The sequence below is a fragment of the Tuberibacillus calidus DSM 17572 genome (assembly GCF_000430685.1).
Taxonomy (GTDB): Bacteria; Bacillota; Bacilli; order Bacillales; family Sporolactobacillaceae; genus Tuberibacillus; species Tuberibacillus calidus.
The window spans coordinates 42,000-55,774 of sequence record NZ_AUMM01000020.1 but is presented as its reverse complement, the minus strand read 5'-3'; the positions used below and the strand labels follow the sequence as shown (position 1 = coordinate 55,774).

12 protein-coding genes are annotated in these 13,775 nt (G+C 38.3%); 2 read left to right on the top strand and 10 right to left on the bottom strand.

Annotated features, from left to right (window positions below; translation table 11 throughout):
* Positions 1 to 12: 12 nt before the first annotated feature.
* The 9 genes from H532_RS0106480 to H532_RS0106440 all read right to left on the bottom strand — a co-directional run bounded on the left by H532_RS0106480 (position 13) and on the right by H532_RS0106440 (position 9,956).
* Positions 13 to 861 (bottom strand): SDR family oxidoreductase, encoded by an 849-nt coding sequence (locus tag H532_RS0106480; RefSeq protein ID WP_027724817.1) that lies wholly within the window; start codon positions 859 to 861, stop codon positions 13 to 15.
* Positions 848 to 1,930: a mannonate dehydratase gene (gene uxuA / locus H532_RS0106475; protein WP_027724816.1), complete on the bottom strand. Its 1,083-nt coding sequence runs from the start codon at positions 1,928 to 1,930 to the stop codon at positions 848 to 850. The genes H532_RS0106480 and uxuA overlap by 14 nt, the downstream gene beginning before the upstream one ends.
* 100 nt (positions 1,931 to 2,030) lie before the next feature.
* Positions 2,031 to 3,113 (bottom strand): M24 family metallopeptidase, encoded by a 1,083-nt coding sequence (locus H532_RS0106470; RefSeq protein WP_027724815.1) that lies wholly within the window; start codon positions 3,111 to 3,113, stop codon positions 2,031 to 2,033.
* 58 nt (positions 3,114 to 3,171) lie between these two features.
* Positions 3,172 to 4,458 carry a TRAP transporter large permease gene (locus H532_RS0106465; RefSeq protein ID WP_027724814.1) on the bottom strand — a complete coding sequence of 429 codons (1,287 nt, stop codon included), beginning with the start codon at positions 4,456 to 4,458 and terminating at the stop codon, positions 3,172 to 3,174.
* Positions 4,459 to 4,463: 5 nt separating this feature from the next.
* Positions 4,464 to 4,961, bottom strand: coding sequence for a TRAP transporter small permease (locus tag H532_RS19515; protein ID WP_051263185.1), 498 nt, complete (start codon positions 4,959 to 4,961; stop codon positions 4,464 to 4,466).
* 122 nt (positions 4,962 to 5,083) lie between these two features.
* A complete protein-coding gene (locus H532_RS0106455) occupies positions 5,084 to 6,100 on the bottom strand; it encodes a TRAP transporter substrate-binding protein (protein WP_027724813.1) in 1,017 nt (338 codons plus the stop codon).
* Positions 6,101 to 6,129: 29 nt separating this feature from the next.
* Positions 6,130 to 6,927, bottom strand: a complete 798-nt coding sequence (gene iolB / locus H532_RS0106450) for a 5-deoxy-glucuronate isomerase (RefSeq protein WP_027724812.1) — start codon at positions 6,925 to 6,927, stop codon at positions 6,130 to 6,132.
* 25 nt (positions 6,928 to 6,952) lie between these two features.
* Positions 6,953 to 8,449 (bottom strand): tagaturonate reductase, encoded by a 1,497-nt coding sequence (locus H532_RS0106445; RefSeq protein WP_027724811.1) that lies wholly within the window; start codon positions 8,447 to 8,449, stop codon positions 6,953 to 6,955.
* Between the two features lie 28 nt (positions 8,450 to 8,477).
* Positions 8,478 to 9,956 (bottom strand): UxaA family hydrolase, encoded by a 1,479-nt coding sequence (locus tag H532_RS0106440; protein WP_027724810.1) that lies wholly within the window; start codon positions 9,954 to 9,956, stop codon positions 8,478 to 8,480.
* 208 nt (positions 9,957 to 10,164) lie between these two features.
* Between H532_RS0106440 and H532_RS0106435 the strand changes: the two genes are divergently transcribed.
* Positions 10,165 to 11,154: a LacI family DNA-binding transcriptional regulator gene (locus H532_RS0106435; RefSeq protein ID WP_027724809.1), complete on the top strand. Its 990-nt coding sequence runs from the start codon at positions 10,165 to 10,167 to the stop codon at positions 11,152 to 11,154.
* Positions 11,155 to 11,483: 329 nt separating this feature from the next.
* Here H532_RS0106435 and H532_RS0106430 read toward each other — a convergent pair whose 3' ends face one another.
* Entirely contained in the window at positions 11,484 to 11,927 is a 444-nt protein-coding gene (locus H532_RS0106430; protein WP_027724808.1) for a VanZ family protein, read from the bottom strand.
* A gap of 505 nt (positions 11,928 to 12,432) precedes the next feature.
* Here H532_RS0106430 and H532_RS0106425 point away from each other — a divergent pair.
* Positions 12,433 to 13,662, top strand: coding sequence for a dicarboxylate/amino acid:cation symporter (locus H532_RS0106425; protein WP_038111702.1), 1,230 nt, complete (start codon positions 12,433 to 12,435; stop codon positions 13,660 to 13,662).
* The last annotated feature ends 113 nt before the right edge of the window (positions 13,663 to 13,775 follow it).

Genomic DNA, 13,775 nt, shown 5'->3' with positions numbered 1-13,775 from the left:
AATAACGGGGCACTAAACCCCGGAATATGCTAAAAATCCGCCGTCAACCGGCACGGTAATGCCTGTTACGAAACCGGACATTTCCTCACTGACAAGCCAAATCAATGTTCCAAGGAGATCCTCTGGTTTCCCGAATCTTCTCATTGGCGTATGCGCAATAATTTTATGGGATCTTTCGGTTAGCGAACCATCCTCATTGGTTAATAGGGTTCTATTTTGCTCGGTTAAGAAAAATCCGGGTGCAATTGCATTAACGCGAATGCCTGATTCGGCAAAATATACCGCCAACCATTTTGTAATGTTTTCTATGCCTGCTTTGGCAGCGCTATATGCTGGAACTCGAGTCATCGGGCTTGGCGCGCTCATAGAAGACATATTGATAATGACTGCTCCAGGACGGCCGATCATTTGCTTCGAAAAAATTTGAGTTGGAATAAGCGTGCCGAGCAAGTTCAAATTAAAAACGAAGTTGAATGCTTCCTCATCAAGATCGAAAAACGTTCTAATCCCACTGTCATATAAATCATCGCTATTGAACACATCGCGGGTGGTTGTACCTTTGGGATGATTACCCCCGGCTCCGTTGATTAAAATTTCATACGTGCCGAACGCTTCTCTGACAACTGACTCAGCCTGGATGACACTATCGCGATTCGTCACATCACAAGGCACGGCAATGGCTTCACCGCCAGCACTTCTGATATCGCTCGCGACCTTCTCTCCTTTTTCTTTTCGCAAATTTAAAATAGCAATCTTTACGCCATGCCTTGCCAGTTCCTTTGACATAGTGCTGCATAGTACTCCGCTGCCGCCGGTAACAACCGCTACCTTCCCCTTTAAATTCTCGTTAATGGTGATCATGCCTTTTTTCCTCTCCTCTCTCGAGAGCATCCCAGACACCCCAGAGATACATGATGCCTAAAGCACGATCATAAAGACCATAACCTGGACGGCATTTTTCACCCCAAATATGACGGCCGTGATCGGGTCTTACATAACCAGTAAATTTGACATCGTGATAAGCTTTTACAATTCCAGCAATATCAACAGACCCATCCTGTGTACGATGGGAAGTTTCTATGAAATCACCGTTTTCATAGACTTTAACATTCCTAATATGGGCAAAAGGAATGCGATCTGCAAATTCATAAACCATCTCAACAATATCATTTTTGGGATTCGCTCCAAGGGACCCGCTACATAGGGTGATACCATTATAGGGACTGTCAACCAGTTTTAAAAACCTCTTGATATTTTCTTTATTTGTGATGATTCTTGGCAGTCCAAAAATCGGCCATGGTGGATCGTCTGGGTGAATTGCCATTTTTATTTCATTGGCCTCTGCAACCGGAATGATTTGTTCCAAGAAATATTTAAGATTATTCCAAAGATCTTCCTCGGTCACATTTTTATATGCTTCAAAGAGCGCGGACAGTCGACTCAATCTTTCAGGTTCCCAACCTGGCATTGTAAAATCTGGATTGTTAGCGATGGTGTCCACCAACTCATTAGGATCAATGCTTTCAGCTTTTGCCTTCTCATAGAAAAGAGCTGTAGAACCGTCCTCCATCTCTTTATTTAAATCCGTTCTTGTCCAGTCAAAGACGGGCATAAAGTTATAGCAAATCACTTTAACTCCGACTTTAGCCAATTTCTCTATCGTTCTTTTATAATTTTTAATGTAAAGATCTCTCGTCGGCAACCCGAGCTTGATATCTTCATGGACATTGACGCTTTCCACAACATCAATGTTTAAATTATATCTGTCAGCTTGTTCTTTCACTTCGAGGATTTTGTCCATCGGCCATTCCTCGCCGGCGGGAACATCATGAAGCGCCCAAACAACTCCGCTGACACCAGGGATTTGCTTAATCTGACTCAGCGTAATTGAGTCATTTCCTTCGCCGTACCATCTGAAGGTCATTTTCATACTGATCGCTCCAATCATAAAAACCACATGATATCACGTATTCCATGAATGTATAACCTTTTGATAAATCTTTTCTATTCAACAATGAAAATGACTAGACCTATGCTCTTTCTAGAATTAAAGGTCGATGGATTGTTTGACCATTCACATTTAAAGCTATTTCTGGGAAATTTCCCGCACGTGTTATCACCTTAGGTCCTTCCGAATTCGTGATGATAGTATCCTCAGATTTCACCCCACTAATCGTTGGATTCCATGCGAAGGCTTGATTTTTATAAATTCGATATCTCGAATCAAGGGTGACTCTATGTTCTCTTGAACGAAAACCCGTTAATCCTCCTTGATGATGATTTTTCCATTCTTCGGGAAATCCTTGTTTTTTATATTCTTCAATGCCTTTTCGAAAAATAGAATTATAAGATGCACCCGGGACTGTATTTCCAATAAAGACTGCATCAACAGCCGTTACGGCTTCCTGCTTTCTTTTTAATTCTTCTGAAACTCTACCAAAATGAACAAGACGTGAAAGTGAAACAACGAGTCCATGCCGCCTTGCTCCTAATGCCAACAAAATATATCGATCAACTGTTTTGGAAGTCGGCAATGGATGACGGTAAGTAAAGACTCTTTCGTCAGACGCAACCAGATTAACGACTGGATCAATATTTAAACGTTTACATTTCATAGAAAGCTGTGCTGCAATTTCCCACTCTGTCTGTCCTCTCTTTACTTCATTACAGAGAGATTCCATTACATTGGCTGCATCGCGTCCAAGTTCGGTAAAACGTTCAATATCATATGGGGTTAGGCGGGTCCTGATTAATAATAATTCTTCTTCAACATCGGACTCAAAAGCTATGTCTATCTTTTTGGTTAATGAATGTATTAAACAATTTTCTCCGCAGTTTTCATACCAATTAAATGATAAAACCTCATCAAACAATCCACATCCTTCTTCGGACTTTAACCTCTCTTTTTCAATATTATTAACGATTAATAGTGCTGATGAATGGGTTATCAAAATTTTGCAACAGGCTTCTGATGTTGCTGTATTGATAAATCCTCGTCCACCCGTTAACCAAGCAAAACTATGCTGCGTAGTAAGGATTAACCCATCCTTTTGTATTTCGTTCAATAGATGCCTAATTTTATTTACCTTGAGGTTAAAATCATCTTTAAGCAAATGTCTCCCACCTTAGAACATAATATTTTTATTCACCAGTTTATTTATTTCAATCTGTTTACAGTGTTCCAGTTATCTTTGGTAAGAACATAACAAGTTCAGGAATAAATGTGACTAGCAATAGGACAATAATCATAGCCGCATAAAAGGGCATTAATGCCTTAGTGGCTTTTTCTATCGGTATTCCCCCTATAGCGCTTCCGACAAAAAGGGAAGACCCAACCGGAGGGGTAACCAACCCGATAGCTAAATTCAAAATAAGCATGACGCCAAATTGAACTGGATCCATACCAAAATCGGTAACGACAGGTAGGAGAATCGGTGTTGTAATCAAAATCAAAGGGGCCATATCCATAATACAGCCAAGCAGTAATAGAATTAAGTTGATGAGTAAAAACACTATAATCTTATTGTCTGAAATATTAACCAATAGATTCGTAATCATCGCCGGTACATCAAGAAAAGCTAATAACCAGCCAAACGGCGATGAAGCGGCAATTAAGAATAAAACCATAGATAAAGTTTTAATACTTTTCATTAAAATAACTTTCATATGAGAAAGTGGTATATCACGGTAAACAAAAAAGGTAATGATAAAAGCGTATACAGTGGCAACAGCCGCTGACTCAGTTGCGGTAAATATCCCGGTGACAATTCCACCAATTATGATGATTGGAGTTAGTAACCCTAATAACCCGTCTCTAAGAATCTTCGGAATATCTTCTCTTTTTACCGGCTCACCTTTTGGATAATTTCGCTTCACGGCAATAATGTAGGCCGCAATCATTACAGCAATACCAAGAAGAACTCCCGGAATAATACCACCTATGAATAATCCGCCGATCGATACCCCACCGCCAGCTGCCATTGCATAAATAATCATATTATGACTCGGAGGAATGATAACGCCTTGACCAGCACCAGATACCGTTACAGCTACAGAATAATCCGTATCGTAGCCTTTCTTCTTCATCATAGGTATCATGACCGATCCGATTGAAGAGGAATCGGCTACTGAAGAACCGGAAATACCGCCAAAAAAAGTACTTGTCAACACGTTAACTAGCGCCAGCCCACCTCTGATTTTTCCTATAATTACATTTGATAAGTTTATTAAACGGACGGAAATACCGCCTTCATTCATAATTTCCCCCGCAAGGATAAAGAAAGGAATGGCCAAGAGTGAAAAGGAATTCAATCCTCCAACCATGCGCTGCATAAGCGTCTCAAGCGATAAGCCCAAATATAACCCTGTTGCTAGTGAAGAAACCACTAAAGATAATGCAATAGGCACTCTAAGTAGAATGAGAACAATAAATATAATAAATAATATAGCAACAGCCAAAACTATCACACCTTCCCGTTAAACCCATTACTGCTTGTAACAAATAACTTTATAAATGTTCTTAGACCGTAAATAATCATAAGTGCTCCACAAACTGGTATACATATATATAAAAAGCTTGAAGAAAATTTGGTTCCTGGTAACGATGAAAGCGAGGATAATTTTACAAAATTAATCCCTTCTACAAAAAAAATAACACCCACACCGATTGTTAATAATGAACTTAGAGCATCACATATGCTCCTTAAGAATTTTGGTAAATGATTGTAGACCATTTCAATCCCAATATGCAGATGGTCTCTAAAGCCAATGGCAATACCCAATATTCCAAACCAAACGAGGAACACTAATGTGAATACCTGTAAAATAGTAGTTGAGAAATTAAATACATATCTTGTAATTACCTGATAGAATACAATTACTGTCATTGCCGAGAGCAAAATCATAGCAGCGATATTCACAAGGCCATCCAATAGCTTTAGTATTTTAGATACTGCCTTCATGAGAATGCCTCCTGCTTTAAAATTGGAAAACCATCTTGTTAATAACTAAAACTTAGTCTCCTCTTTTTTGGAGCATTTAATTTTCGATTTACTTACCAAAAAGAGGAGACGACAATATCTAATTATTTAACGGCTTGAATTTTATCAATCCACTCTTGATATTGTTTTCCGTATTTGTCATACAATGGCTGAACCGCTTCTCTCCAAGGTGTGATATCTTTTACTTCGGTAAATTGAGCGCCGCCCTTTTCTACTTCCTCTTTAGATTTTTCCTCTAATTTTCTCCAAGCTTCCTTTTCAATCTTTTGGGAGTTTTTCGCAGCTTCTTTGAATATTTTTTTATCTTCATCACTTAATTTATCCCATAATTTTTGGGAAGCGATTAAGACCTCAGGAACTCCTGAATGTTTATCCATTGTAATGTATTTAGCCACCTTATAATGGTTTGTTGTAAAGTAACTTGGTAAGTTATTCTCAGCACCATCGATAACGCCGGATTCCAATGAGGAATAAACTTCTGAATAATCAATCGGAGTTGCGGAGGCACCCAATGAATTTACTAAATCAATAAACAACTTCGATTGTTGTACCCGTATCTTTAATCCTTTGAGATCTTCCGGCTTTTTAACTGGGTGTTTTGAATTATAAAAACTTCGATCACCTGAATCATAGTAAGTTAAACCAACCATTTTAGCGGATTTTAATGTATCTAATAAATCTTGACCAACTTGACCATTTAATACATCCCACTTCTGATCATCGGACTTAAAAAGATAAGGCATAGACAAAACGCCCATATCTGGATCAAATTCTGCCAAAGGCGCACCGTTAATTCTAATTAAATCTACTGCACCTAATTGCACTTGCTGTGCCACATCATTTTCAGCACCTAGTTGTCCACTTGCATACACTTTAATTTTGATGCGTCCATTTGTTTTTTCCTCAACTTCTTTTGCAAAAGCCTTATCACCAATTACAGTTGGATAATCCTCAGGTTGGTCATCCGAAAGTTTTAATGTCATTGTTTTACTACCTCCAGATGAATCTTTATCACCCCCCGTCTTAGTTGAATTACTTCCACATGCGGTTAATCCTAGAATAAAGATAATTGACAAACCTAGAAATAAAAGCCTTTTCATTTTATTTCCTCCTGGTTTTTAGAAAGTTTTTATTTTAACCAAAGATGTTTTTCTTCATCTTTGGGATTTAAAACTCTGTTGGATTTACCTGCTAAGAACCATAAATAATACAGCTTGTACCCACCTGCCGCAACGACCGGGTGATAACCTTTGTTAATGGCAAAGCTGTCGCCATGTCTTACTATAAAAGCATCATCAATTTCCCCGTCTTCCGTATAATGCATTTGCACACCGAAGCCTTGTTCAGGATCAAGCTGATAGTAATAAATTTCTTCAAGATATACTTCTTCCGGCGGATTCTCGACATCATGCTTATGAGGAGGATAACTCGACCACTTTCCGGCTTCGTTAAATGTTTCGCCTAAAATAATGCGTTGAACCTTATTTTCGAGGCTGTCCGGAATCAAATCATGGACTTCTCTCGTCCAACTTTCTTTCCCACGATGATTAACGATGACATCATCAGGTTTTACGACAAATGGTTCAAACTTTTGCTCCGCCTTTGCTTTACATACAGCAATATGTACATCGCTTTCAGCTACAACTTTATACTCGGTTTGACATGGTACGTAAATTGCCGTTCCTTTGCCATCAAACACTGTTTTTCTTCCTCCGAGACCCGACCAGCTCTTATCTTTACAAGAAACGGATGCTGTTCCAGTTAATATCACCAGAACGGTTTCATAACCACCGGTATGCCCTTGAAATTCACCACCCTTTTTTAAAGATATTTTTCCAAGGGCGAGATAATTTAATTGGTCAAAGTTCTCGCTAATGATTTCTTGGTAGCCCTCTATGAAGTTTGCCTTGAAGTGCAATGATGACATTTTATATACCTCCGTTAAAAAACTGTTAGGACAACGCTTTCAAAAATAGTTTTAAAGCTCGATCGATACCTTCTTTTTCTATCAGCAGCATATATTCCCTTGTTAAATCTTCCAAACCTTCAAATCGAGTAAGGTCGATACTCCACATGCTTTGTTCCGAAAGGATCCTTCGGATAATGTCCTCTAAATTCGTTCCCGATTTCCACACTTCTTCTAGAAATTGAATATAGAACGGACGATCCCTAATCCTATATTGTTTTTCTTTCCATTTACCGATAAAATAGTCGCCTTCCACTTTTAAAGGTCGATATAGTAAAAGTAAAGCGGATAATGAAAAAGTAACGAATTTAGAGAAACTATTTACTTCAGATTCATATGATTCTTTTAAAGTAGGTAATAATCTTGATTTAAATTTAGATAAACTATTTTGCCCTATATCAATCAAATAATGTTTGATATATGGATTTAAAAATCTGTCAAAGGTTTTCTTTGCGAAATCTTCTTTATTATTTTTAATGAAATTCACATAAGGCAAAATATCGCTTTCAACAGCTTTTAAAATAAAGTGTCTTATGCTTTCATCTTGCATTGCCTCATAAACTGTTGCTTTCCCCGCTAATAAACCTATGGCAAACATCATAGTATGTGCCCCATTTAATATGCGTGTCTTTAATTCACGAATAGGCGCCACATTTCCCCATTGAACATTTAATCCGACTTTTTGAAAAGGAATTTTTTCCGATAAGTCTTGATGACTTTCGATAGCGAAAAGATGATAGGGTTCACCAACAGTCAAAAGTTTGTCATAGTAACCTAATGACGCGTTGATTTGCTCTATTTCCACTGACGGAAAACCTGTGATAATCCGATCCACTAACGTATTACAAAATATATTCTCTTGTTCAATCCATTTTTTAAAGCTGTTAGGAAACTCCCAATCATCAATAATCTTTAAAACAATTTGTTTTAAGAGAGTGCCATTGTTTTCTACTAATTCACAAGGAATAATGACCATCCCGGACTTTTGACTAATAAAACGGTGATATAGGAAAGCTGTGAGTTTTCCCGGAAAAGATGATGGTGCTTTACCGGTGATATAATCTTCCTTTTTATACACCAATCCATTTTCTGTTGTGTTTGAGAAAACAAATTCGATGTCCTGATTTTCGGCAACCTTTAAGACTTCATTCCACTTCTCATATGGGTTAATCCCTCTACTGATGGAAGTAATGATTTGGGTAGTTTCTACCATTTCCCCATTTACCAATCCTCTTAAAATAAGTGTATAAAGGCCATCCTGTTCGTTAAGTTTTGGAACAACCTTCCCATGGGGGGTCGGTTGTATTGCTACAACTCTACCATTAAATACCCCTTGACGATTCATTTCATGAATCATCCAATCAACAAAGCCGCGAAGAAAATTACCTTCACCAAATTGAATGACTTTTTCCGGTAGTTGTTCAAAATTAAAATCCGGGAATAAATTTTTATCCTTAACTAGCCGTGCATTTAATTGATCCAATTAGAACACCTCAAAAATTACTTTCATCTTAAAGCGTGACGCCATCCTTAAAAATGGCAATTTCCTTAAATCCATAAAGCTCATTTTTTGCCCGTTTTTCTCCTGAAGCTAGACTAATAATATAGTCGAAAAAGTCCTTTTCCAGTGTTTCTAAATCTGTTATCCCTGCCAATTGACCCGCATCATAGTCAATCCAATTTTTCTTTTTATTAAATAGCGCAGTATTTGTTGATATTTTAACGGTTGGAACCGGGCCTCCGAACGGTGTTCCTCTACCTGTTGTAAACAAAACAATTTGGGCACCGGCAGCAGTCAACGCAGTAACTGACACTAAATCATTCCCCGGTCCTTGCACAACGTTTAATCCATTTTTGGTCACACGCTCCCCATATGGAATGACATCAACGATATTTGCAAAGCCTCCTTTTTGGATACATCCAAGTGATTTCTCTTCTAATGTCGTAATGCCGCCATCTTTATTTCCTGGAGAGGGGTTTTCGTAAATCGGTTGTTTATGCTCTATAAAATACTCCTTAAATCCATTGATTAACTGAACCATTTTTTTAAAAACCTCTTCACTTTCAACTCTTTGCATCAAAAGATGTTCAGCGCCGAACATTTCAGGTACCTCTGTTAAGATCGTGGTTCCTCCTTGCGAGATTAATTCATCCGAAAATTTCCCTACCAATGGATTTGCGGTAATTCCTGATAAACTGTCAGAACCCCCGCACTTTAAACCAACAATTAATTTTGAAACAGGGACATCCTGACGTGAAAAAGTCACGGCATAATCTACTAATTCTCCGATAAGTTTAAGCCCGGCTTCAAGTTCATCATCAACGGATTGTATAGATAAAAACTTAACACGTTTTTCATCATAATCACCAATTACCTTTTTAAACTCTGAAAGATTATTATTCTCGCAGCCGAGCCCTATTACTAGTACACCTGCGGCATTGGGATGTCTTACAAGATTAGCCAAAATCTTTTGAGTGTTATGAAGATCGTCCCCTAATTGAGAGCAGCCAAACGGATGAGGGAAACTATAAATACCATCTAAATTCTGATGATGATAGGTTTGATTTGCTATTTTCACTAAAATTTCAGCTGTTTTATTAATACAGCCGACTGTATTAATCACCCATATTTCATTGCGGACGCCCACTTCCCCGTTTTCCCGGACATACCCCTTAAAAGTTCTGTGCGTGTTTATTAATTTTATTTTCCTTTGAATCGGATGATATTTGTATTCAGAAAGTCCCTCTAAATTTGTTTTCATATTGTGGCTATGAACCCAGTCTCCGGCTTTAACATCTTCTGTAACTTTGCCGATAGGTGACCCGTATTTGAAAACGTTGTTATTTTTATTTAAATTTTTAATAGCTATCTTGTGTCCCACGGGAATATCACTGATAAGAGTTATTATTTTATCATCAACAGATATCGTTTCCCCTTGTTTTCTTGGTTTGAGTGTAATTACTACATTATCATCAGGATGAACCTTAATTAGGGTCTACTGAATAACAAAAAAATGTTGATTTAACAAGGGTTTTTCACTTTTTTGTCGAATTTCTTTGTTGTTAATTATTGCCTCAAATAATTAAACATTATAATATAATAACAACGTTGTTATTCTGAATAGTAACTTATATTCTTAAGAAAATCAATACTTGGATTAAAAAATTTAAAAATTTTTTTGAAGTGAGGAGTGTATTATGCGCATAACAATAAAAGATATTGCAAAAGTATCGGGAGTCAGTTATTCAACGGTTTCGAAGGCACTTAACAACAGCCCACTTGTAAAGGAAGATACAAAAAGAAAAATTCTGGAGGTAGCTAAAAAACTCGGCTATCAACCTAATATTTCAGCTAGAAATCTAGTTTCAAAAAAAAGCCGTATAATTGGAGTAGTTTGGCCAACTATTGAGAGAATAGCCTTATCATCTCTTGTAACCAGAATAAATCAAATAATTGAAGAAAATTCTTATTCCATGATTTTATCTATAAGCGACTTCCATACCTCCGTTGAGATGTTAGCGCGTTTTCAAGTTGACGGCATCATACTTTTTGAAGAGGAAGAAAAATCTAATATTGATCCAATGCTCTTATCCAGTGTTCCTATATTATCATACAGTGTTCCAAATAATAACCCATATCCTGTTGTAGATGTTAACCATAAAAAAGCTATCAGTATGTCTGTCAACTATTTAAAAAGTTTGGGACATGAAGATATTTCATTTATTGGTCACCTATCTATAAATGATCCGAGGCAAAAAGAAAAATATTTGGGGTTTCTTGAAGGGATGAAAAACGCCCATATTCGAGTTAATAAGAACTTTATCATTGATACAAATGGATTAAATTTGTACAATGGATATTTAGCCGCAAAAACACTTTTAAAAAAATCTATTTTGCCGACCGCGATTATCGCGTCAAGTTATGATATAAGCGCAGGAGTACTTAGGGCAGTTAAAGAAGCGAATTTGGAAATTCCTAATGATATTTCGATTATTGCTTATGATAATATCCCCCAAATGGCAAATTTGGAAACTCCGTTAAACAGCATTGGTGTTCCTATAGATAAGCTTGCTTCAAAGATTGTTTACTCTCTTCTTCAGCTAATCGAAGAACCTAATGCACCTGTCCCCCTCATCCAATCTATGACACCTGAATTAGTGGATAGGGGCTCCTGTAAACGTCTATAGTTAATCATGCATAACAATTGACCAGAACATAAACTTTCACTTCAAATCCGCTCATTGTCCGAGCCTTGCTTCTAACAATGGGCGGACACTGTTATGTGAAATTCTAATAAAGCGATGATTCATACCCACACCTACATAAGTTTGATTTTGCCATTAGATTAACCATCGATTGTCAAATATAATCATGGGGGATTAGCGATTTTAGTGTAGGAGGTCAGTTGCCACTGGTATAAAGCTCAGCCAACCCCTTTGGGTGAAAGTATAGCTTCAGTTACCTTTATATCTTCCTGAAAAATAAATTCCTGGCCTAAGCAAAAAAAACCGCACGCTTAGTCGTTGCGGCCTTTTTTCTTATGAATGAATATTGGGATCATCACAAACAAAGCAATAAGAGCGCCGCACGCATCGATCGCCACATCTGTCACTTTCGGTGAGCGCCCGGGTTGAAAGGACTGATGCCATTCATCGGTTGCTGCATAAAGCGTCGTTAGCAGCCACGCCCAGCCTTTCGCGTGGCGTTGCGGTACAAGCGCTCTCCATATCAGAAAAGCAAGGATACCAAAAACGGTCAAATGGGTAAGTTTGCGAATCACATAATTCCAAGAAAACATTCCGTCATCTATATGAGCCCCACTTCCGATGTGAAAGTATGTCATCATCTCCCTAATCCAATGGGCCGTATGCGTTCCGGTAAATAAGGGCGAACTTGTAAAATAAAAAATCATTCCACACCAGATTAAAACAAGCAGCCAATCCAACCACTTTTTTATCATGCCATCACCTTCAAGCTAATCTTAAAAACTAACATGATTTTAACATGAAGAACGTTTTGTCATCGTTATTTTGAAAAACTCTATTTTTTCGTTCGCCCGCAACCAACATATGGGTAAAAGAACGGAAGCACCGAGGTAAAAAAATTAGGCACTACCAAGCCTTTTGGGCAATGGCAGAGCCTTAGTTGTCATTATTCTGCCTAAAGAATAATAAACGTTCTTACCAGTATAAAAAAATTCGAACGTATTCTAATGGTTGTTTTTTCTAATGCATTCGGATGTCCGTAAGCACTTAAAGCAGCTGGATGGCCAAACAAACTTACCCATCAAAACATTTAAATCACCCAATATATGTACTAAAATCATAATATAGGCGCAGAAGACAAACCCATAAAATGGCGGAGCTCTTTATATAGGGTTCTATGTTCTGGTTGTTTCCTGGCCACTTATTGACCGTTGCTACGCCCATTAAAAGATTTTAAATAGAATGGAAAGGGGCCGTTATATGAGTGTCTTAAAATCTTATCGTTTCCCTATTATATTACTTACATCCATTATCATTGGCGTATTTGTTGGTCTCATTTTCGGGAAAGACACACAAGTCATAAAACCGCTCGGAGATTTATTTTTAAACGCGATGTTCACCATTGTTGTGCCGCTGGTGTTCTTTAGCATATCCTCAGCTATTGCGAATATGGATAGCGCCAAACGGGTAGGTAAAATTATTGGTTATATGTTGCTCATTTTTGCTATTACTGGCATCATCGCCAGTATCATTATGCTCATTGTTACATTAATCTTCCCACCTGCTAGCGGGGTGCATATCGACTTAACCGAAGCGGCAAAACAAAAAAGCCAGCCATTCCTAGAACAAGTGGTAGCGGCTCTAAGCGTCAATGACTTTCCAGCGATTTTATCTAAAAGCAATATGCTCGCGCTTATTGTGTTTAGCGGCCTCGTAGGTCTTGCCACCAATATGTCAGGTGAAAGCGGTCGACCTTTTGCCAAATTTTTAACCTCGGCATCGGATGTTTCTATGAAGCTTGTCAGTCTCGTCATGTATTATGCACCAATTGGTCTAGGAGCCTATTTTGCGACACTTGTCGGTATTTTCGGCCCGACTCTTTTAGGTGACTATTTCCGAGCCGTTGTGATTTATTACCCGGTCTCCATCCTTTATTTCTTTATTGGTTTTACGTTTTATGCGTTCTTGGCCGGAGGTGGTTTGGGCGTTCGCACATTTTGGAAAAATATTTTATCTCCAGCAGCCGTCGCCCTCGGTACATCGAGCAGTGTCGCGACGATCCCCAGCAATATCGCCGCTGCGGAAAAAACCGGGGTGCCGAAAGATATCCGGGAGACGGTCATTCCAATCGGCGCAACGATACATATGGACGGGAGCTGTTTAAGCGCCATTCTGAAAATCTCCTTTTTGTTCGGTATTTTTAACAAAGACTTTCATTCCATATCCGCCTTTTTAATTGCAATCGGCATTGCACTTTTAAGCGGTATGGTCATGAGCGGCATCCCCGGCGGTGGTTTTGTCGGTGAAATGTTAATTGTAACCATGTACGGATTCCCTACAGCCGCTCTTCCGATTTTGGCTGTTCTCGGATCTGTTGTCGACCCGCCAGCAACCCTCGTCAATGCTATCGGGGATAATGTAGCCAGTATGTTGGTTGCCCGATTGACAGAAGGGAAAAATTGGATGAAACAGAAGTTCTCGCATTCATAAATAATCAGATTTTATAAAATCTAGGCTCTGCTTAGCCATGAAGGCGATGGCGGAGCCTTAGTTCATCTTATGAACCTAAAAATGAAGGCCTTTCTTATCAATACAAAAAGTTT

Coding starts and splice junctions, on each gene's coding strand:
- H532_RS0106425 (WP_038111702.1), top strand. CDS start 12,433: ATGAGTGTCTTAAAATCTTATCGTTTCCCTATTATATTACTTACATCC.
- H532_RS0106455 (WP_027724813.1), bottom strand. CDS start 6,100: ATGAAAAGGCTTTTATTTCTAGGTTTGTCAATTATCTTTATTCTAGGA.
- H532_RS19515 (WP_051263185.1), bottom strand. CDS start 4,961: ATGAAGGCAGTATCTAAAATACTAAAGCTATTGGATGGCCTTGTGAAT.
- iolB (WP_027724812.1), bottom strand. CDS start 6,927: ATGTCATCATTGCACTTCAAGGCAAACTTCATAGAGGGCTACCAAGAA.
- H532_RS0106435 (WP_027724809.1), top strand. CDS start 10,165: ATGCGCATAACAATAAAAGATATTGCAAAAGTATCGGGAGTCAGTTAT.
- uxuA (WP_027724816.1), bottom strand. CDS start 1,930: ATGAAAATGACCTTCAGATGGTACGGCGAAGGAAATGACTCAATTACG.
- H532_RS0106480 (WP_027724817.1), bottom strand. CDS start 861: ATGATCACCATTAACGAGAATTTAAAGGGGAAGGTAGCGGTTGTTACC.
- H532_RS0106430 (WP_027724808.1), bottom strand. CDS start 11,927: ATGATAAAAAAGTGGTTGGATTGGCTGCTTGTTTTAATCTGGTGTGGA.